20 protein-coding genes are annotated in these 19,435 nt (G+C 35.8%); 14 read left to right on the top strand and 6 right to left on the bottom strand.

What is annotated here, in order from left to right; genetic code table 11:
* The first annotated feature begins 79 nt into the window (after nucleotides 1–79).
* Nucleotides 80–595, top strand: a complete 516-nt coding sequence (locus VB796_RS10755) for an acyl-CoA thioesterase (protein ID WP_323346540.1) — start codon at nucleotides 80–82, stop codon at nucleotides 593–595.
* A gap of 91 nt (nucleotides 596–686) precedes the next feature.
* Here the strand turns inward: VB796_RS10755 and VB796_RS10750 are convergent, their stop codons facing one another.
* From VB796_RS10750 to VB796_RS10740, 3 genes are all read right to left on the bottom strand, one after another.
* Nucleotides 687–1,076, bottom strand: a complete 390-nt coding sequence (locus VB796_RS10750) for a hypothetical protein (protein ID WP_323346539.1) — start codon at nucleotides 1,074–1,076, stop codon at nucleotides 687–689.
* A 171-nt stretch (nucleotides 1,077–1,247) separates the two neighbouring features.
* Nucleotides 1,248–1,541: an antibiotic biosynthesis monooxygenase family protein gene (locus VB796_RS10745; protein ID WP_323346538.1), complete on the bottom strand. Its 294-nt coding sequence runs from the start codon at nucleotides 1,539–1,541 to the stop codon at nucleotides 1,248–1,250.
* Nucleotides 1,542–1,563: 22 nt separating this feature from the next.
* Nucleotides 1,564–2,034 (bottom strand): nucleoside deaminase, encoded by a 471-nt coding sequence (locus VB796_RS10740; protein WP_323346537.1) that lies wholly within the window; start codon nucleotides 2,032–2,034, stop codon nucleotides 1,564–1,566.
* 143 nt (nucleotides 2,035–2,177) lie between these two features.
* On the opposite strand from VB796_RS10740, the gene VB796_RS10735 reads away from it, so the two are divergent.
* The 13 genes from VB796_RS10735 to VB796_RS10675 all read left to right on the top strand — a co-directional run bounded on the left by VB796_RS10735 (nucleotide 2,178) and on the right by VB796_RS10675 (nucleotide 12,808).
* Complete coding sequence (locus VB796_RS10735; RefSeq protein ID WP_323346536.1) at nucleotides 2,178–3,527, top strand: neutral/alkaline non-lysosomal ceramidase N-terminal domain-containing protein; 1,350 nt, start codon at nucleotides 2,178–2,180, stop codon at nucleotides 3,525–3,527.
* Between the two features lie 273 nt (nucleotides 3,528–3,800).
* Nucleotides 3,801–4,190 carry an NADH-quinone oxidoreductase subunit A gene (locus VB796_RS10730; protein WP_323346535.1) on the top strand — a complete coding sequence of 130 codons (390 nt, stop codon included), beginning with the start codon at nucleotides 3,801–3,803 and terminating at the stop codon, nucleotides 4,188–4,190.
* A gap of 197 nt (nucleotides 4,191–4,387) precedes the next feature.
* Nucleotides 4,388–4,936 (top strand): NADH-quinone oxidoreductase subunit B, encoded by a 549-nt coding sequence (locus VB796_RS10725; protein WP_323346534.1) that lies wholly within the window; start codon nucleotides 4,388–4,390, stop codon nucleotides 4,934–4,936.
* Nucleotides 4,937–5,017: 81 nt separating this feature from the next.
* Nucleotides 5,018–5,518: an NADH-quinone oxidoreductase subunit C gene (locus VB796_RS10720; protein WP_323346533.1), complete on the top strand. Its 501-nt coding sequence runs from the start codon at nucleotides 5,018–5,020 to the stop codon at nucleotides 5,516–5,518.
* A gap of 10 nt (nucleotides 5,519–5,528) precedes the next feature.
* Complete coding sequence (locus VB796_RS10715) at nucleotides 5,529–5,765, top strand: DUF433 domain-containing protein (protein ID WP_323346532.1); 237 nt, start codon at nucleotides 5,529–5,531, stop codon at nucleotides 5,763–5,765.
* On the top strand, nucleotides 5,765–6,112 hold the full coding sequence (locus tag VB796_RS10710; protein WP_323346531.1) for a DUF5615 family PIN-like protein: 348 nt from the start codon (nucleotides 5,765–5,767) through the stop codon (nucleotides 6,110–6,112). Before VB796_RS10715 ends, VB796_RS10710 begins: the two co-directional genes overlap by 1 nt.
* Before the next feature lie 8 nt (nucleotides 6,113–6,120).
* A complete protein-coding gene (locus VB796_RS10705; protein ID WP_323346530.1) occupies nucleotides 6,121–7,356 on the top strand; it encodes an NADH-quinone oxidoreductase subunit D in 1,236 nt (411 codons plus the stop codon).
* Between the two features lie 117 nt (nucleotides 7,357–7,473).
* Complete coding sequence (locus VB796_RS10700) at nucleotides 7,474–7,968, top strand: NAD(P)H-dependent oxidoreductase subunit E (RefSeq protein WP_323346529.1); 495 nt, start codon at nucleotides 7,474–7,476, stop codon at nucleotides 7,966–7,968.
* A 60-nt stretch (nucleotides 7,969–8,028) separates the two neighbouring features.
* Nucleotides 8,029–9,369 carry an NADH-quinone oxidoreductase subunit NuoF gene (gene nuoF / locus VB796_RS10695; protein WP_323346528.1) on the top strand — a complete coding sequence of 447 codons (1,341 nt, stop codon included), beginning with the start codon at nucleotides 8,029–8,031 and terminating at the stop codon, nucleotides 9,367–9,369.
* A 17-nt stretch (nucleotides 9,370–9,386) separates the two neighbouring features.
* On the top strand, nucleotides 9,387–10,403 hold the full coding sequence (locus VB796_RS10690) for a 2Fe-2S iron-sulfur cluster-binding protein (protein WP_323346527.1): 1,017 nt from the start codon (nucleotides 9,387–9,389) through the stop codon (nucleotides 10,401–10,403).
* Between the two features lie 78 nt (nucleotides 10,404–10,481).
* On the top strand, nucleotides 10,482–11,642 hold the full coding sequence (gene nuoH, locus VB796_RS10685; protein WP_323346526.1) for an NADH-quinone oxidoreductase subunit NuoH: 1,161 nt from the start codon (nucleotides 10,482–10,484) through the stop codon (nucleotides 11,640–11,642).
* A 16-nt stretch (nucleotides 11,643–11,658) separates the two neighbouring features.
* Entirely contained in the window at nucleotides 11,659–12,177 is a 519-nt protein-coding gene (locus VB796_RS10680) for an NADH-quinone oxidoreductase subunit I (protein ID WP_323346525.1), read from the top strand.
* Between the two features lie 121 nt (nucleotides 12,178–12,298).
* Nucleotides 12,299–12,808 (top strand): NADH-quinone oxidoreductase subunit J, encoded by a 510-nt coding sequence (locus tag VB796_RS10675; RefSeq protein WP_323346524.1) that lies wholly within the window; start codon nucleotides 12,299–12,301, stop codon nucleotides 12,806–12,808.
* A 305-nt stretch (nucleotides 12,809–13,113) separates the two neighbouring features.
* Here VB796_RS10675 and VB796_RS10670 read toward each other — a convergent pair whose 3' ends face one another.
* From VB796_RS10670 to VB796_RS10660, 3 genes are all read right to left on the bottom strand, one after another.
* A complete protein-coding gene (locus VB796_RS10670) occupies nucleotides 13,114–16,938 on the bottom strand; it encodes a T9SS type A sorting domain-containing protein (RefSeq protein ID WP_323346523.1) in 3,825 nt (1,274 codons plus the stop codon).
* A 159-nt stretch (nucleotides 16,939–17,097) separates the two neighbouring features.
* The gene (gene pyk, locus VB796_RS10665) at nucleotides 17,098–18,570 is read right to left on the bottom strand and encodes a pyruvate kinase (RefSeq protein ID WP_323346522.1); all 1,473 of its coding nucleotides are present in this window, start codon (nucleotides 18,568–18,570) and stop codon (nucleotides 17,098–17,100) included.
* A 230-nt stretch (nucleotides 18,571–18,800) separates the two neighbouring features.
* A complete protein-coding gene (locus tag VB796_RS10660) occupies nucleotides 18,801–19,283 on the bottom strand; it encodes a flavin reductase family protein (RefSeq protein ID WP_323346521.1) in 483 nt (160 codons plus the stop codon).
* Between the last annotated feature and the right edge of the window lie 152 nt (nucleotides 19,284–19,435).

Below are 19,435 nucleotides of genomic sequence, written 5' to 3'. Positions count from 1 at the left end.
AATACAGATTAGAAACTTGTATTACTTCAAAAAACACAAATCAGCAAATGCAGGTTAGAAACCTGTCCTACTTAAATATATGTCAAAAACTAAATTAGCAGCAGAGTCATTAACCACCATGACCGAAATGATTTTCCCGAATGATACCAATACATTAGGTAATTTAATGGGCGGAAATTTGATGCGTATGATGGATGTGGTAGGAGCGATATGTGCTCAAAAACACTCAAACCGAATTGTTGTTACAGCATCGGTGGATAATGTTTCTTTCAAAGAATCAATTCCTTTGGGAAGTGTCGTAACCCTTCAAGCAAAAGTAACCCGTGCATTCAGTTCTTCAATGGAAGTTGTGATTGATGTTTGGGCTGAAAATATTCCTGCTCAAGAGCGAGTTTCAACCAATAAAGCATTTTTTACCTTTGTTGCCGTTGACCAAAGTGGTCGCCCGATTGATGTACCACAACTGATTACTGAAACGGAAGAAGAAAAAGCCTTGTATGACGGAGCGTTACGTCGTCGTCAATTGCGTTTAGTTTTAGCAGGCAGAATGAATCCTTCTGAAGCAGTAGAATTACGGTCTTTATTTGAAGTTTAGATAAATATTTATCTCCAAAATAACAAAGCCTTTCTGTTCATGTCAACAGAAAGGCTTTTTCATAGATTTAAGGTAGATTCAGAGGAATAAACTATGAAACACTGATTAAGCCCATTGTATTATCCAAAGTAGTTCCTGTAATAGTATAAGCAGCCGTCAAAGATCCACCCGATTGATAGATAAATCCTTGAGTAGCAACGTTGTCCGTTCCCCAAACTACGTCAGCATGAAGCCATAAAGTTGCTCCATTAGGTACGCCCAAAGTGCCTGGGTCAACAGTATCTGTTTGTCCAAGAGGGAAGTTTGAACCACTTTTTGAACGTTGTTTTTGTAGATTTTCGTCCAAATAATCAAATGAAATTGAAACTACGAAACCGCCTCCATTGTGAAGACTAAATTTACCAACTGATTGTGCCATTGTATGAGTTATTTTGATGTGTTTCGTTCGCATAATTCCGTGTTGCGAACTTCCACGCCTCATTTGTTTTTGAGTGATACAAAGTTGGCAGAAAACAATTGGCTGTGACAGGGTAAAAAAGCCTGTTTTGAAATACAAGTATTTTTACGCATTTATGGAGGTATTTCTACTGAATTGGTTCAAACGTCCACGTTTGAACCACCAAAGTGTCCACGCTCACACAAACAATTACAATCAAACCACCTCAACTCTTTCCGAAGAAAAAGCCACAGGTTTATCCGAAAATAAAACCTTCGTAGCTGCCCAAGTAGTTTTGAATAATTCAGAATCTCGATAAATATTCAAATGCTCTTCTGAATTCCAATAACTATATGTCATCAAAATATTGGGCGTGTTTTTGTCTCGCAATAACTCTAAATGCTGGCAACCATCAAAAGCCCTAATGTATTGTTTGGAACGATTGAAAATATCCAAAAACGCTTCAGTTTTATCTTCCTGAAAAGTCATTCTAACGATTCTAATAATCATATTTGTATGTTCGTAAAGGAAATCAATAATCAATTTTATTTGTTTGCTCGCTCCATAATTGAAACGCTTTTTTGGCTTCTTCACGTCCAAGTGGAATCATTTCAATTTTTCGTTCTGCAAGTGGCAGTGGAATTTCATCGTAAATAAAAGCATCGTCAAAACCAGCAATAGCGGCATCTTCTCGGGTGTTGGCGAAATATACACGGGCGGGTCTTGCCCAATAAATTGCTCCCAAACACATCGGGCAAGGTTCGCAAGAAGTGTATAATTCGCAATCTGATAACTGAAAAGTTCCCAAGTTTTTACACGCTTCCCGAATCGCAACCACTTCAGCATGAGCCGTTGGGTCATTGGTAGAAGTTACTTGATTATGTCCTTCGCCCACAATTACGCCATTTTTTACTACAACAGCCCCAAATGGACCTCCTTTTCCCTCTGAACTCCCTTTGATAGATAGTTCAATGGCTCTCTGCATAATTTTTTCTTTTTCCATATTATTAATTTGTTTGATGAATTTTATAGGTAAATGGTGTTCGATTTTAGTCGTTAATATTCCGTGCGAAACTAAAACCGAACACCATTCACAAAGCTATTAATTTACACATTATTTTTGCGAGTCCAAGCTAAATACCTCCAATGAAAATATTTAAAATATTCGCTAAAATCCTTTTAGGTTTAGTTGTTTTCCTAATCATTTGTTTAGTTTTTACCATCGCTCCCATTGACCGAGATGATTATCGACAAATGCGATATTATCAAAAAATGGGCGAAACGCTCAATGCTTGGCAACCACAAAGAGATTCAGCAGATGCTTTTAAAGCAGGCTGGGCAATTGTCAATTTGACACCCAACAAACCCACGCCAACCGCAGGTTATGGCAAAAGGCAAGGAAAATTGTATCAATACGTCCATGATTCAGTTTATGTACGTGCTATGGTTTTTTCTAATGCTCAAAAGCCAATTGCCGTTGTGAGTTGTGACCTCCTGATTTTTCCTCCAGAAGTAACCATTTTACTAAAAGAAAAACTCAAAACAATTGGTTTCGATTGGTCGCAGGTGTACGTGGGAACGACTCACACTCACAACAGTTTGGGTGCTTGGGGTAAAAATACCGTTGGAGAATTATTTGCTGGAGAATATAGCCACCAAACCGTCAATCATATTGCTGATAAGGTTTTGGAAGCCATCAAAAAAGCCAATACAAATCAGCAAACGGCTAAAGTTGGTTATGCTGAAATAAATGCAAAAGAGTTAGTATTTAACCGTTTGGTCGGAGATAAATTAGGTACAACCGACCCAATGATTCGGGTTTTGAAGATAGAGAAAACAACAGGCGAAACAGCCATTTTTACTACGTTTTCAGCTCATGCTACAACTTTAGGTGATGATAAAAACTTTCTTTCGGCTGATTATCCAGGAGAATTAGTAAAACAACTTTCTCAATCCGCCAATTTTGTCGCTTTCATGGCGGGAGCAGTGGGCAGTACAGGGCCAGTAGGAGAGGAGCTAAAAGATGATTTTCAACAAATGAAAAATATATCCGATGGTGTTTCTAAAAAGATTTTGTCGGAAATTCCCAAGATAAAATGTGAAACCATTAAACAATTGTCTTTGGCTACATTTGATATTTCGTTAAGAAATCCACAAGTAAGGTTCTCCGAAAATTGGCGAGTTCGTCCTTGGGTTTTCAAAACGCTTTTTGGCGACTATCCTGCCGAAATGAAAGCACTCAAAATCGGGAATAACATTTTAATTGGCACACCTTGCGACTATTCGGGAGAATTAATGCCCGAAATTATCAGAACGGCTCAATCTAAAAATCTTAACCTCATCGTTACCAGTTTTAATGGAGGATATGTTGGGTATATCACCCACGACCGCCACTATGATTTAAACGCCTACGAAACCAGAGTTATGAATTGGTACGGCCCACAAAATGGCATTTATTTTCAAGAAATCATTCAAGAGATTCTCAATAAATATTGATAAAAAGATACATATATTAGAGAAGATTTTAAATCTTTGAAAAGGTTTTGCAAAAGTCTCAAAATATTCATTTGCTTATCTCGTATTGATTAAAGCTAAATATTACCCAATTTTAAGATTAAAATAATATCGTAAACAAAATTTTATAAGTAAATTGCGACTTAATTCAAGTAGAAATGAAAAAATAGAAATGCCGATAAGCATTGCTATTTTAATAGCAACTTATGACTTTCTGTAAACAATTAATGTAAGTGCTTGAAAATCAAACAAATTATGAATTACCAACCATCTGATTATCTTCCTGTCCTTGTACAATTAGGAGCAGCCTTAGCTTTCATCATTGGAACAATGATTGCCACTCACTGGCTTGGACCAAAGCGTCATAGTAAACTTAAAGATGAGGTTTTTGAATGTGGTATCGAATCTGTGGGCGATGCAAGAACTCCAATCTCAGTAAAATATTTCTTAGTAGCTATCTTATTTGTACTTTTTGACGTAGAAATTATCTTCATGTATCCTTGGGCAGTAAACTTTATGGGTTGGGTAAAATCTTCATCAGCCCTTGCAATGGATATGTTCTTAGAAATGATAGTATTTATGGGATTACTTTTGGCAGGTTTCATTTATGTAATCAAGAAAGGCGTTTTAACTTGGGAAAAATAAAACAGTAATCTATTAAATCGTTATCAGCAATAAGTTTTTAAAAACCTTTCTGAATAACACATAGTTTTAATTGATATTACTGATAAAATAATTATTTTTAATAAAAGGAATAACCTATCATTTACGGGTAACTGTTCATCATTAGCGGTTCGCCGCCCGACTGTTCACTGATAATTGATAACTGTTCACTGAAAAGAATGAGCGATAGAATAATAAAAACAGTTGATGCACCCGCTGGACTTGAAGGACAAGGTTTCTTTGCGGGCAAATTAGATGATTTCGTAGGTCTTGCACGTGCTAATTCTCTTTGGCCTCTACCATTTGCAACGTCATGTTGTGGTATCGAATTCATGGCAACTGCAGGGGCTCATTACGATATTTCACGTTTTGGTTCTGAGCGTATGTCATTTTCGGCACGTCAAGCAGACGTTTTGATGGTGATGGGAACAATTGCCAAAAAAATGGCTCCCGTTTTGAAACAAGTTTACTTACAAATGGCTGAACCTCGTTGGGTTCTTTCAGTTGGAGCTTGTGCATCTTCGGGTGGTATTTTTGACACTTATTCTGTATTGCAAGGCATTGACCGTGTAATTCCTGTGGACGTTTACGTACCAGGATGCCCACCACGTCCAGAACAAATTTTGGATGGTTTTATGCAAATTCAAGAATTAGCAAAATCAGAACAAAGAAGAAGAAGAGAATCAGACGAATATAAAGCCCTTTTAGCTTCTTACGGAATCGAATAACAGTTATCAATTATCAGTCACCAGTTATCAGAAAATAGTTTTAATACTGTTTACTGCTTACTGTTTACTGTTCACTGACCAATGAGCAACGAACAAATAGCACAAGATTTAGTCGCACAATTTGGCGAAGAGAGAATCTACGGTATCACAGAAAATTACGGTATTTTAAACGTAACGACTTCTACCGAGACTATCATTCCGTTGATGCACTATTTATATCAACATCCAACGTTCAAGTTTCAATTTTTGACTGACTTAGGAGGAATTCAATTCCCCGATGTTCCAAGTCATGAATTTGGCGTTATTTACCATTTGCATAGTCTTGAAAACAACGTAAGATTAATTATCAAACTTTATGTTTCACGAGACAATATCGCAGTGCCAACCCTTACAGGTTTGTATGCCTGTGCAAACTGGATGGAACGTGAAGCTTTCGATTTCTACGGAATTACTTTTACAGGACACCCTAAAATGGAAAGAATCTTGAACGTAGAGGACATGGATTATCACCCAATGCGTAAAGAATATCCGTTGGAAGATGCCACACGTGAAGATAAGATTGATGCCTTATTTGGGCGATAAAACTCAAAAAATGGATAATACAATAATATCTCGAATAACGCTTAATCAGGAGGTTTGTCAAGGCAAACCTACTATTAGAAATATGCGTTTTACTGTAACTCAAATGTTAGAATTAGTAGCATCAGGAATGACTTTTGAGGAAATATTAGAAGATTATTCGTTTATTGAACGGGATGATATTTTAGCTTGTATGCTATATGCCTCACGAATTTCAGATGCAAAAACTTTAATTCCTTTAGCAGCCTGATGTTTAATTTCTTTGTAGATACGCAGACAGCACCACGATTAGCCAGATATTTAAAGAGTAAAGGTTATGAGTCGATTCATGCAATGAACTATAAGGACGATGGGCATTTGATGAAGGATAAGGAAATCACAGAGGTCGCAATTAATGAAGATTGGATTATTATTACCAAAGACTCTGATTTTTTAGATAATTTTTATCTTAACGGAAGTCCTCCTAAAATTATTCATTTGAGAATTGGAAATATTACAAATAATGAGTTGTTGGGTTTATTTGAAAATCTGATAAAACTATTACTTGATGGTTGTAATTTAATAGCCTTTGATAAAGAAAAATTAGTTGGATATTGATATATAATATGGCTGAAATAGCATTAGTGTCGAACCCAAATGTGGGATTAACCAAGGCACAAGAAAATAAAAAATATGTGAACGACCTTTCGACCCTAAACTTAGGTCCGACACACCCAGCAACACACGGAATTTTTCAAAACATCTTAACGATGGACGGAGAAACAATCGTAGATGCTGAACAAACGGTAGGATATATTCACCGTGCTTTTGAGAAAATCGCCGAACGTCGTCCGCTTTATCAAATCACAACGCTTACTGACCGTATGAACTACTGCTCGTCGCCAATCAATAACATGGGATGGCACATGACAGTAGAAAAACTTTTAGGTGTTGAAGTTCCTAAAAGAGCTCAATACATCAGAGTTATTATGATGGAATTAGCACGTATTGCTGACCACATCATTTGTAACTCAATCTTGGCAGTAGATACAGGGGCTTTAACAGGATATTTCTATGTTTTTGAGTGGCGTGAACACATTTACGAGATTTATGAAGAAATGTGTGGTGCCAGATTAACGACCAATATGGGACGTTGCGGAGGCATGGAACGTGATTTATCGAAAGAAGCAATTCGTAAAATAAATGTTCTTTTAGATGACTTTCCTAAGGTGCTTTTAGAATTTGAAAGTATGATTAAACGTAATCGTATTTTCATGGACAGAACTCAGAACGTAGGAATGATTTCGGCAGAACGAGCATTGAATTATGGTTTTACAGGGCCAAACCTTCGTGCAACTGGTGTTGATTATGATGTGCGTGCGATGAATCCATATTCTTCTTATGAAGATTTTGAGTTTGAAATACCAGTTGGAACAAAAGGTGATACTTACGACCGTTTTTTGGTGCGTGGTGAAGAGATGTGGCAAAGTTTGAGTATCATCAAACAGGCTCTACAAAACCTGCCCGAAGGACCTTATCATGCTGATGCTCCACAATATTATTTGCCTGAAAAACAACAGGTTTATTCTAATATGGAAGCATTGATTTACCATTTCAAAATAGTAATGGGCGAAATTGATGCACCAGTTGGAGAAGTTTATCATTCTGTAGAAGGTGGAAATGGAGAATTAGGTTTCTACTTGGTATCAGATGGCGGAAGAACCCCGTATCGATTGAAGTTCCGTCGTCCAAGTTTCATTTATTACCAAGCATTCCCAGAAATGGCAATAGGTACAACCCTTTCAGATGCAATCATTACGATGTCATCAATGAATGTAATTGCTGGAGAATTAGACGCTTAGCAGAGATAATGCGGTTCGCCGCTTGAATTAATAATTAATAGTTCAGAGGTAAACCCAATGAACATTGAATAATTTAGAGAAGAGTTTAGGTTAAACTCCACAATCCTAAATCAAGAAATGACCAATACGCAAACCATACAGTTTCCAGCCAGTACGTTGGAAAAAGTTCATGAAATAATCAAGCGTTATCCAGAAGGAAAACAAAAATCAGCCTTGTTGCCCGTTTTACACTTAGCTCAAGCAGAGTGGAAATGGTGTTCGTCAGAAGTGATGGACTATGTAGCAAGTTTGTTAAGTATCAAGCCTGTTGAGGTTTATGAAGTTGCATCTTTTTATACGATGTTTCACCTTGAACCAGTTGGAGACCACGTAATTGAGTATTGTCGTACAGGTCCTTGTTGCTTAATGGGAGGTGTAGAAGTCTATGACCATTTGAAAGCTAAATTGGGAATCGAAACAGGAGAAACAACCGCTGATGGTAAATTTACCGTGAAAGAAGTAGAATGTTTAGCTGCTTGTGGTTGGGGACCAGTTTTCCAAATTCGTGAAAAATATTACATGAATTTGACAACTCAGAAAGTAGATGAAATTATTGAGGAGTTATCTAAATAGTTAATGCTGAAATTAATCGGCCCAATGGTCGATAATTGATAAAGAATACAAGGATTACAAATGAAAATATTAACCGAACATATTGACGTACAGGGTATTGAAACCATTGACGTTTTCAGAAAAAATGGTGGTTACGCAGCCGTTGAAAAAGCCTTGAAAAAAATGACTCCCGACGAAGTAACGGAGGAAGTTAAAAAATCAGGACTTCGTGGACGTGGTGGAGCAGGCTTCCCGATGGGAATGAAATGGTCTTTCTTAGCTAAACCAGAAGGTGTGCCTCGCTATTTAGTTTGTAATGCTGACGAATCAGAACCTGGTACTTTCAAAGACCATTATTTGATGATGAAATCGCCTCATACGTTAATTGAGGGCATGATTGTTTCGTCTTATGCTTTGGGTGCCAATACTTCGTACATTTATATTCGTGGAGAATTAATGTATGTGGCAACTATTCTTGAAAAAGCCATCCAAGAGGCTAAAGATAAAGGTCTTTTAGGTAAAAATATTCTGGGTTCAGGTTACGACCTTGAGCTTCATGTACAATTGGGCGGAGGAGCATATATTTGTGGAGAGGAAACCGCTTTATTAGAATCATTAGAAGGAAAACGTGGTAATCCACGTAATAAACCCCCATTTCCAGCCGTAAAAGGCTTATGGCAATGTCCTACCGTTGTCAATAACGTAGAATCAATTGCTGCAACTTCTTGGATTGTAAATAATGGAGGAGATGAATACGCTAAAATTGGTATTGGTCGCTCAACAGGTACTAAATTGATTTCTGTTTCTGGACACGTTCGTAAGCCTGGGGTTTATGAATTGCCACTTGGAATTACCGTTGAAGATTTTATTTATGCTGATGAATGGTGTGGTGGTATCCGTGATGGACATAAGCTGAAAGCTGTTGTGGCTGGAGGTTCATCAGTGCCAATTCTCCCTGCGGAATTGATTTTAAAAACTACCAATGGCGAAAATCGTTTAATGTCTTATGAATCACTTTCAGACGGAGGTTTTGCCACAGGAACAATGTTAGGTTCTGGTGGATTTGTTGTAATGGACGAAACAACTTGTATTGTTCATAATACTTTGACTTTCGGACGTTTTTATCACCACGAATCTTGCGGACAATGTTCTCCATGTCGTGAGGGGACGGGTTGGATGGATAAAGTTTTGCATAGAATTGAACATGGAAAAGGTCGCCAAGAAGATATTGATTTATTGGTTGATGTTGCCAAGAAAATCGAAGGAAATACTATTTGTCCATTAGGAGATGCTGCCGCTTGGCCAGTTGCTGCTGCGATTCGTCACTTCCGTGATGAATTTGAATGGCACATTAATCATCCAGAAAAAGCTACTGCAAAAGGAGCAGTTTTCATGCGTGAAGGAGCAAGTTGGAGTCTTTAATTTGAAATTTTGAGAAAATGAAAGTTACAATAGATAATATTACGATTGACGTAGAACCAGGAACTACCATCATGAATGCGGCTCGTCAAATTGGGCCACATATTGCTCCACCTGCGATGTGCTACTACGAACCTTTAAAGGCTTCGGGTGGTAAATGTCGTGGTTGTTTGGTAAAAGTAACCGCTGGTTCTGAAAAAGACCCACGTCCAATGCCAAAACTTGTACCTTCGTGCATTACGCAAGTACAAGACGGTATGATTGTGGAAAATACTATCAACGAACAAGTATTAGAAACTCGTAAAGGTATTGTTGAATTCTTGTTGTTAAATCACCCGTTGGATTGCCCAGTGTGTGACCAAGCAGGAGAATGTCATTTACAAGATTTCTCATTTGAACATGGTGTTTCAAAAACTCGTACGGTTGAAGAGCGTAATACTTTTGAACCAGTTGATTTAGGCCCATACATCAAATTGAATATGAACCGTTGTATTTTGTGTTACCGTTGCGTTTATACGGCTGACCAAATTACGGATGGACGTGTACATGGGGTTATGAATCGTGGTGACCACGCTGAAATCAGTACCTATATTGAGAAAGCAATTGATAATGATTTCTCTGGAAATGTAATAGACGTTTGTCCAGTTGGAGCATTAACCGATAAAACTTACCGTTTCAAAAGCCGTGTTTGGTTCTCAAAACCAGAAGAAGCAAGTTGTAGTTGTGGTAAATGTTCTGGAAAAGTAACACTTTGGTATAGAGGTGACGAAGTTATCAGAGTAACAGCACGTAAAAACGAGTGGGGAGAAGTAAAAGAATTTATCTGTAATACTTGCCGTTTCGAGCGTAAAAAAACGTCTGATTGGACTTTGGAAGGACCAACAACAATTGCAAGAAATTCAGTGATTTCAGCTAATAAATACGGAGCAAGTACCATAACACCTGCTTTCCCATTGAAACAAGCTGCTGAACAATATAAGCAAATTGACGACAATCGTGACCGCTCATTTTTAGCACCCAAGAAACAGTTAAATTGATTTTGGATTTGGGAGTTTTGATTTCGGATTTAGTAAATAAACCTAATTCCTAAAACCTAACCCCTAACCCCTAAAAATATGGAAATTACATCAACCTTATTTACCGCAAAAGCTATTTACGTAGGCGTTATTTTTGCCATTACTTTGGGCGTTGCGGCTTATTCAACATACTTTGAACGTATCATTGCGGCTTTTATGCAAGACCGTGTTGGGCCAGACCGTGCAGGACCTTTCGGGATTTTACAACCTCTTGCAGATGCCGTGAAAATGTTCATGAAAGAAGATTTTATTCCTTCTCAATCAAATAAATGGTTATTTATCGTGGCTCCGTGTTTGTCAATGCTTACGGCTTTGATGACTTCTGCAGTTGTTCCTTTTGGAGATAAATTAGATTTAGGAAATGATGTGTTTCTTGATTTACAAGGAATTGATGTGAATATTGGTATCCTTTGGGTATTCGGTATTGTATCATTAGGTGTTTATGGAATATTGATTGGTGGATGGGCTTCAAATAATAAATATTCATTGTTAGGAGCAATCCGTGCGGCATCTCAGAATATTTCTTACGAATTAGCAATGGGGCTTTCTATTATTGCGATTTTGATGTTGTCGGGTTCACTTTCTACAAAATCAATCGTTGAAGTTCAACAAAACGGACACTGGAATATTCTTTACCAACCATTAGGATTCGTTATTTTTATTATTTGTGCTTTTGCTGAATGTAACCGTACACCATTTGACTTACCTGAGTGTGAAACGGAACTTATCGGTGGATATCACACAGAATATTCTTCTATGAAATTAGGTTTCTATTTGTTCTCAGAATATATCAATATGTTCATTTCGGGAGCGGTAATGGCAACGCTATATTTTGGAGGATATGATTACCCAGGTTATGAATTTGTATTGGATAAATTTGGAATGAACATCGCCGCTCTTTTAGGCGTAGGTGCTTTAATTGGAAAAGCTTTATTCTTCGTATTTGTATTTATGTGGGTACGTTGGACATTACCACGTTTCCGTTATGACCAATTAATGGGCTTAGGTTGGACTGGTTTAATTCCACTTTCAATGTTCAATGTTGTTCTGACAGGTGCAACGATGTTATTTACCGTAAACGGAGAAGGTTCAAACTGGATGACAGTTTTATTGTCGTGGGTTGGCGTTGCCTTAATGTTAGTTGTAACGGCATTTTATAGCCAAACACAGTATAAAAAGAAAAAATTAGCAACAGCATAATTTTCAAATTAGAAATATGAAGTTAAGTAATAAAACCAAAGTCTTAGAACAAGGAGAAATGACTTTTGCAGAGCGTATCTATTTACCTGCTATTGTTGGTGGTATGGGTACAACTTTAAAGCACTTCTTTTCTAAAAAAGTAACCATTCGTTATCCTGAACAAAAACGTTATTTAGGTCCAGTCTTTCGTGGACATCACATCTTGAAACGTGATGAAGAAGGAGCTGAACGTTGTACTGCCTGTGGTTTATGTGCAGTTGCGTGTCCTGCGGAAGCAATTTCAATGGTAGCCGATGAGCGTAAAAAAGGCGAAGAGCATTTATATCGTGAGGAGAAATATGCAAGCGTTTACGAAATTAATATGCTTCGTTGTATTTTTTGTGGACTTTGTGAAGAAGCTTGTCCTAAACAAGCAATCTATCTACAACATGATAAAATGGTACCTGTTTTTGAAGACCGTTCTGAAGTAATTTTCGGGAAAGATAAATTGGTAGAAAAAATGGACAACCGTTATTTAAGAGAAGGCTGGAAATGATTTTAGTTATCAATTAACAGCAATCAGTAATCAAGGAAATTAATAAATCTTAGGGTTAAGCATTGATAATAGGGATAATTGCCTAATACCCAATACCTAATACCTAATACCTTAAAAAGACATGAATTTTTGGTATTTTTTAACAGCTTTAACGCTTTTGAGTGCTTTAATGGTGGTTTTGTCAAAGAACCCAATCCATAGCGTTTTGTATTTAGTATTCACATTTTTCTGTATATCAGGACATTATGTGTTGTTGAATGCACAGTTTTTGATGGCGGTGAATATTGTCGTTTACGCAGGAGCAATCATGGTATTATTCCTTTTTGTAATCATGATGATGGATTTGAGGAAAAATATGCCAGACTCCAAAAACACACTTACCAAATTAGCAGGTGCAATATTAGGAGGAACCTTATTAGTAATTATGGTAGCGGCAACTCGTAAAATGGATTTATCAGGAGATGCAATCATTGCTAATTATAGCTCACAAACTGGTATGGTGGAGAGTTTAGGTAAGATTTTATATCGTGATTACGTTTTACCATTTGAATTGGTTTCAGTATTGTTTTTTGTGGCAATGGTTGGAGCGGTGATGTTGGGGAAAAGAGAAGCTGGCGAGAGAAATTTTTAAGAAGATATATCCTGATTTATTAAAAAGCCTTGTGAAATTAATTCACAAGGCTTTTTAAATTCTTCACCCAAAAGGAATGATATATTTTACGGAATTATCTACTATTTGTCGCAAGACAAAATTAGCCCACGGATAGAACAGATAAAACAGATTTATACTGATTTTTCTTTAAATTTATCCGTGTAAATCCGTTGAATCAGTACAATCTGTGGTCTAATTTTATTCTGCGACAAATTGTAGATAGTTCCGTATTTTAATGAAGTGGTTTTGTATAAAACTCTTTCTACATAGATTTAAACTCATTTCTAATGCTTCATTATTTTCCGAATGGTCTGTTTTTCCCCATTCGTTAACCGAATAAAATACATCCCTGAACTCAAATTTTGAGTTGAAATAGTATTTGTAGTATTCGATTGAACATCCTGATTTATTAACAAATTACCCGATAAATCATAAAGGCTTACATGGAAAACACCTTTACTTTTTTTATTAAAAATTACGTTTAAATCATTTTGGGCTGGATTTGGAAAGACATTCAACTCAAATTCATCCGTTAATTCTTCATTAGCTAAAATCTTTTGGGCGAAGTTTATCACGATAGAATCAGACACATTGGTACAACCAATTTTATCTTCTATTTTTATCTGATACGTTCCCGAAACTGTGGCGGTGAAAGTCGTAGTATTTGCTTTATCCAATGCCTTACCATCTTTGAGCCATTGATACTTCCAGTCATTATTTTGGGTTGCTAATAGTTTGATCTCCTCGGTGTAAATGGAAGAGAATTTATCCACATTTAATGATACTTTTGGGTTACAAAACGACCACAATTGTAACGATTTATTTTCCTCGGTAGCAATACAGTAAGGCAACTGATTGATTTCAACAAACTGATAAGGGTTTGAACTTTGAATACCCTTTACTAAATCACCTATCATTTTTGTGCCTTCTGGAGTGCCGTCAGTTTCCCAAGGTTCATAACCATTCTTTTCGGTTTGACGAGAGAAATAGAGTTTATTGTTGATTTTGGGGAGGTTTTGCCAGCCTTTAGAATCGTAATAAGGCAAAATGGGTTGAGATAAAATATTACCGTCAGCATCTTTTAATTTTTGAGTGGTTGAAGGCGTACCTTCTGTTGTCCATACTTCATATTCAAGTGAGTTTGCACTTGGTTTTCTGAAAAAATATTTATTCCCTAACTTTCCAAGAAGTTCATTGGCGTAAACTAAATCACGGTCAGTATTTACTTTTTGATTAATCAGTTGAATAGTTCCATTTTTTGTGCCATCAGTAATCCATAAATTAACGCCGTGTTCAGTTGCAGGGAAAAATGAGAAGAAGAATTTATCTGAATTATTTTCAATTTTATAGTTACTGAAAAACTGGTAAGCAATTCCTGTATTGATGTTATTGTCTAATAATTCTATACTTCCATCAACACTTCCATCGGTAACAAACATACTTCCACTATAAAAAGCGAAGTATTTTTTTGAACTGTAATCAATGGAAGGCTCATATTGAAGTCTATCCTTTGTTTTTGAACGATACACAACTTTGGGTTGAAAAGAATCATTCATTACAGAAAATACTTGTACATCATTTTCAATTTTTTCGAAAACGATTCCCTTACTCAAAATCAAAAGGTCAGATAAATTTTCCTCCACTTCATACACCTTCACAAACGAAAAGTCTGCTTTTATTTCATAAAATTGGGTAATGTATTTATTGCTTTGATATTGAGGTGGAATGTTGAGAATTAAATACGTTTTACCCTTAAAGTCCCAGATTTTTTCTGTGAAAGTTTGATAGAATTGAGTTACAGCGGTTGTACTAAATATTCGTTTTGCCACATTATTATCTAATTGCAAGATAGAATAATCGTAAATAAAGTTTTGATTATTCACATTCGGGGTAACATAACCTTTATTATAGTTTTCAACAAATAAAGTCTTCCCATTTATTTTGATAGGTCTTGAAATAGTGTTCACGCCAACGATTTCCTGCGTTGTAATTCCGTCAGTAACATACCATTTATTTGAACTTTCTGTACGGAAATAGACTTTATCGCCTATTATATGTAAAGTTTCATTTCCTACATAAGACTGAGCAAGTGCATTAGAAATAGTATCAACTTTCAGGGTTTTTAAATCATATTTTGCCAAGTATTTACGATGTTGGTAAAGATATGTGCCGAGTACTACTCCTGAAATTATGCTAAAATTATCATTTGTCAATATTGGGTATTTAGTAAACTCTAAGAATGATGTATTTTGAAGGGTTAAATCGGTTATGTACCTGTTTGGAGTTAATGTATAGCCAGCAACAGGTATTTTATGATAAACATCTATTTCCAATCGGTCTTTATAAAATTTTGAAACTCGTATATTTTGCGTTTGTGCATTATACTCATTAATATAAGTTGCTTCAGAAATTAATTTGGTAATATTTACAAAACTTTTATCAATTGCAAAACAAAATGTCGAATCAGCACTATTATTGTTCGCATTACGAGTAAGTAGTAAAATGCCAAGCCGTTGATTAATTTCTTGAAATTCCACTCTATTTATAGATTGAATACTATAATTCTTCACCAATAATTTCAAATCCTTCGTCTCAGCCTTGGTTCCATCCGAAACCCCAAGCATAATTCCCTGTTCACCACTATATACTTGGACTAATTTGCCATTGAAAGTAGTGGTATAAACCTTTGGCGTTGAGATTCCTGTGGTATTGATGTTTTTTAATAACTTTACATTATCTGTCTGACTATCAAATAAATATAATTCTCTATCCGTAATTTTGGATGGGTCAGGGTCACTCATTAAAAAATTATCTGTATCAGCAATATTTACATAGTTACGGTTTGAAATTCCGTAGTAGATTTCAATCGCAGTAAATTTAAAATCAACTATTTTTTCATTCGAAATATCTAAAATTTTCATTCCATAGGGTTCATTTGTTGCAGATACAAAAACTTTGTTTTTCGTAAATTCGGAGACATTTCTGGAAGAAGAATAAGCTGTATAATTCGAAATCGAACTGAAAGAAGGTATTTTAAAATCTTTCACTAATTTATTATCAGAAAGCCTAATTCCCTTCACTTTGAGGTCTTTCCAATTGTTTTCATTTCTAAAACTGTACAGTATATCATTCTTAGCATCATAAGATGTTACTACATACTCTTCATACGTACCACTCGGAAGACTTAGCACATCCTCAAGCACGGTATTATCCGTAGGTAAAAACTTATCACTTTGCAAGTAATATACTTTATTGCTTACGGTAAGATATAACTTCTGATTGGTAGAATATAGCGACTGGACGTTGAGATTAGAATTTTTATTACCCACAAATAAAGTATCCAAAATGCCCGTTTTTGTATTCATCCGAAACACTTTATTGTTATGAGTTGCGAACATATCACCATCCCACAAGGTTGTGTTTCGGAATCCATCTTGAAAATACAATATAGGCGTTTTGACCTTCACTTTGGCATCTTTCATATCTATCGAAATCATGAAGAAATATCGTTCAGGTGTTTCACTGCCATACATTCCCAATGTCAACATTGAGCCACTTCTTAAAATTGGACTCGCTTTTCCAATCACTGAAATTGTATCTACTTTGTTTGTTTTACGGTATATAATCATTTTACCAAGTAGGGTGGTTTCATATTCTACCAACTCGTCCCCTGTATGAAAAAGTGTTCCTTTCACCTCATTCTGATAGATTTTCGTCCCTTTTTCAGTTCCATCAGTTACCCAAATTTTAGGTTTTTCATTGGGGTTGTCAGAGGCTACAAAATAAAGTGTTCCATCTTCAAGCGGAGCTACATTATTCACAAAGTTATAATTAGTGTAGTTATAAAAATTAGCGGGTTCAACTAATCCACTATTCTCACCTACCATAATATCCTTCACCAATTTAGTAGATTCCGAAGTGCCTTCCGTAACCCAAAGTTCACGCCCGTATTCAGGCGTAGTAGCTACGAAATAGATTTTTTTGCCTGCTTTTATAAAATTTTGAGGATTGGAACTCATATCTTTTTGATATTTCCAATCGCTGATTGTTTGTTGTGCATAAGTTGAGAATATGCTGAAGCTGAGTAATATCGTAATTACCTTATTCATGATTTTAAAGTTTTAGTATTACTATCACAGACGGTTCGGACTAAAATACAGTTGCATAGGATTTTGAGATTTAGAATTCATGATTAAAGAGAGAATACGTGTAAACAAAAAAAGCCTCGTAAAATTAATTTACGAGGCTTTTTAAATTTATCGTTAAAACTATTCTACTGTTCCTAATTGAACCGTATTCGTTTTTAAATCTTGATTTGAAGGTACACTTAAAGTTGTTACAAAAGTATCTCCTTTAGTCAATAAACCTTTAGATTTTAAGATGTCTGTCATTCCTTTTACAGTTGCTTCAACGTCTTTTCCTAAAGATTCGTAATAGAAAACATTAGCTCCCCATAATAAACCCATTTCGTTTTTCACAGCTTTATTAGAAGTGAAAATATACAAATTAGCTTTCGGACGGTGAGCTGATAAACGGAATGCTGTATAACCGCTATTGGTGATACACAAAATTGCTTTTGCTTCTGTATCACGTGCCAAACGGCAAGCACCCGCAATCATACGGTCATTCAAAGGGAATTTAGAACCACTATTCATCAAAGAGTGGTTTTTGAAGTAAATAGAAGCTTCATCACCTTTTACAATTTTGATTTCATTTTGTTGTTCTTCAACCACTTCTTGAATGTGAGCCATTGTTTCAACGGCTTTTAACGGATAAGCACCCGAAGCTGATTCGCCACTCAACATCGTTGCTGAAGCACCCTGAAGTACCGCATTCGCAACGTCAGAAGTCTCTGCACGTGTTGGAACTGGATTACTAATCATCGACTCCAACATTTGAGTTGCCACAATAACAGGCTTGCCTGCCAAAGTACATTTCTCAACCATTAATTTCTGTAAATGTGGAACTCTTGCACCGTCAATTTCAACACCTAAATCTCCACGAGCAACCATAATTGCGTCAGTTGCTTCAATGATTTCGTCTAAATTATCAATAGCAAAAGGCGTTTCAATTTTAGCAATTACCTTCGTGTTTTTACCATAGGCTTTGATTCTGTCTTTAATGTCGTGAATATCAGCCGCAGTACGAACAAACGAAAGGGCAATCCAGTCAACGCCATTATCTAAACCGAAATACAAATCTTTAATATCTTTTTCAGTCAAACATGGCAATGAAACCTTTGTTCCAGGTAAGTTGATACCTTTTTTAGATTTCAGGATTCCACCATAGATAACTTCGGTAATTACTTCTTTCTTTTCTTTATCAATGGCTAATACTTTAACTTCTAAATTACCATCATCCATCAAAATTCTTTCGCCAACATTTACATCCAAATACATAGAAGTATAAGTTGTACCAACACGCTCAGAAGTTCCCATTAAGGTTTCATCCATCACGAAAGTAAGTAAATTACCTGATTTGATTTCTACCCCATTGTTTTCAACTAATTGGGTACGGATTTTTGGCCCTTGTAAATCTTGAAGAACTGAAAGATTGGTGTCTAATTCCTCAGAAATTTCTCTGACAGTTTTAAGTCTTTTTAGGTGGTCTTCGTGTGTACCATGAGAAAAGTTCAGACGGAAAATATTTACACCCGCTTTGGCGAAATTGGTCAACATTTCTTTGGACTCAGAAGCTGGACCAACAGTGGCTACAATTTTGGTTTTTCTTTGAAAAGACATATTTTGGTTACAGTTATTTCTACTCATATCATTCGATACTGTAAAAATACATTATCCATTTAATACTTGGAATTAAAATGGACTGTTTTCTTACAAAAGTTCAATTTTAAAGTAGAAAATATAATTATTTGATAAAAAAAAAGGAATAATCATGGCTATTGATTATATCTAATGAGTAATTGACTTTTAAATTGAGCAAAATTATTCTCATTTGCCTAAAATTGAAAACCTCAGCCCCTCACCAATCCATTCTCCCGAAGGTAATTATTTGTCAAAACTTCTTTATCTGGATTTAGCGTTACTTGTTTTAATACTTCACAAACAAATAACTCATGGTCGCCAGAGTCGATACTACCCACACATTTACATTGAACATAACCAATTGCCTCTGTCAAAAATGGGCAACCTCTTTCATCCACTTCAAATGGAAGGTTGATAAACTTATTTGAGGTTAATCCGCTTTTTCTTCCCAATTTTGGAATTAGTTTTTTGGCTTGGTCTTGAGCTAATAAGTTGACATTCAGTATCATACTTTCACGAACTAATTGTATTGTGTAATCTGTTTTAAACAAAGCAACCGTCAGAAACTTTCCTTGCATGGCACTTTGCATGACCCAAGTGGCAATATTGGCGTTGATTTTTCCTAATGGAGACACCGATGTAACTGAATGGACATCATAATTTTTGTGCTTTAAAACAGTTTTTCGAGACATTTGTTATAATTATTTTCGTTAAAATTCACCTAATCAATAAAATAGAGACTAATTTTGATGACTAAATTTTAAAATACTGACAATCAGGTGTTTTGTGATGTTTTTTATATGAAATATTAAACAAAAACATTTTTTTAGTCTTATTTCAAAAC

The sequence above is a fragment of the Arcicella sp. LKC2W genome, assembly GCF_034931005.1.
Lineage (GTDB): Bacteria > Bacteroidota > Bacteroidia > Cytophagales > Spirosomataceae > Arcicella.
This window is presented reverse-complemented; position numbering and strand designations above follow the sequence as displayed.

Bases quoted from the DNA above. Each gene is read 5' to 3' on its own strand.
- VB796_RS10700 (WP_323346529.1), top strand. From the start codon at position 7,474: ATGACCAATACGCAAACCATACAGTTTCCAGCCAGTACGTTGGAAAAA.
- VB796_RS10735 (WP_323346536.1), top strand. From the start codon at position 2,178: ATGAAAATATTTAAAATATTCGCTAAAATCCTTTTAGGTTTAGTTGTT.
- VB796_RS10755 (WP_323346540.1), top strand. From the start codon at position 80: ATGTCAAAAACTAAATTAGCAGCAGAGTCATTAACCACCATGACCGAA.
- VB796_RS10675 (WP_323346524.1), top strand. From the start codon at position 12,299: ATGAATTTTTGGTATTTTTTAACAGCTTTAACGCTTTTGAGTGCTTTA.
- VB796_RS10690 (WP_323346527.1), top strand. From the start codon at position 9,387: ATGAAAGTTACAATAGATAATATTACGATTGACGTAGAACCAGGAACT.
- VB796_RS10750 (WP_323346539.1), bottom strand. From the start codon at position 1,076: ATGAGGCGTGGAAGTTCGCAACACGGAATTATGCGAACGAAACACATC.
- nuoH (WP_323346526.1), top strand. From the start codon at position 10,482: ATGGAAATTACATCAACCTTATTTACCGCAAAAGCTATTTACGTAGGC.
- VB796_RS10720 (WP_323346533.1), top strand. From the start codon at position 5,018: ATGAGCAACGAACAAATAGCACAAGATTTAGTCGCACAATTTGGCGAA.
- VB796_RS10725 (WP_323346534.1), top strand. From the start codon at position 4,388: ATGAGCGATAGAATAATAAAAACAGTTGATGCACCCGCTGGACTTGAA.
- VB796_RS10660 (WP_323346521.1), bottom strand. From the start codon at position 19,283: ATGTCTCGAAAAACTGTTTTAAAGCACAAAAATTATGATGTCCATTCA.
- pyk (WP_323346522.1), bottom strand. From the start codon at position 18,570: ATGTCTTTTCAAAGAAAAACCAAAATTGTAGCCACTGTTGGTCCAGCT.
- VB796_RS10670 (WP_323346523.1), bottom strand. From the start codon at position 16,938: ATGAATAAGGTAATTACGATATTACTCAGCTTCAGCATATTCTCAACT.
- VB796_RS10745 (WP_323346538.1), bottom strand. From the start codon at position 1,541: ATGATTATTAGAATCGTTAGAATGACTTTTCAGGAAGATAAAACTGAA.
- VB796_RS10680 (WP_323346525.1), top strand. From the start codon at position 11,659: ATGAAGTTAAGTAATAAAACCAAAGTCTTAGAACAAGGAGAAATGACT.
- VB796_RS10740 (WP_323346537.1), bottom strand. From the start codon at position 2,034: ATGGAAAAAGAAAAAATTATGCAGAGAGCCATTGAACTATCTATCAAA.
- VB796_RS10705 (WP_323346530.1), top strand. From the start codon at position 6,121: ATGGCTGAAATAGCATTAGTGTCGAACCCAAATGTGGGATTAACCAAG.
- VB796_RS10710 (WP_323346531.1), top strand. From the start codon at position 5,765: ATGTTTAATTTCTTTGTAGATACGCAGACAGCACCACGATTAGCCAGA.
- VB796_RS10730 (WP_323346535.1), top strand. From the start codon at position 3,801: ATGAATTACCAACCATCTGATTATCTTCCTGTCCTTGTACAATTAGGA.
- VB796_RS10715 (WP_323346532.1), top strand. From the start codon at position 5,529: ATGGATAATACAATAATATCTCGAATAACGCTTAATCAGGAGGTTTGT.
- nuoF (WP_323346528.1), top strand. From the start codon at position 8,029: ATGAAAATATTAACCGAACATATTGACGTACAGGGTATTGAAACCATT.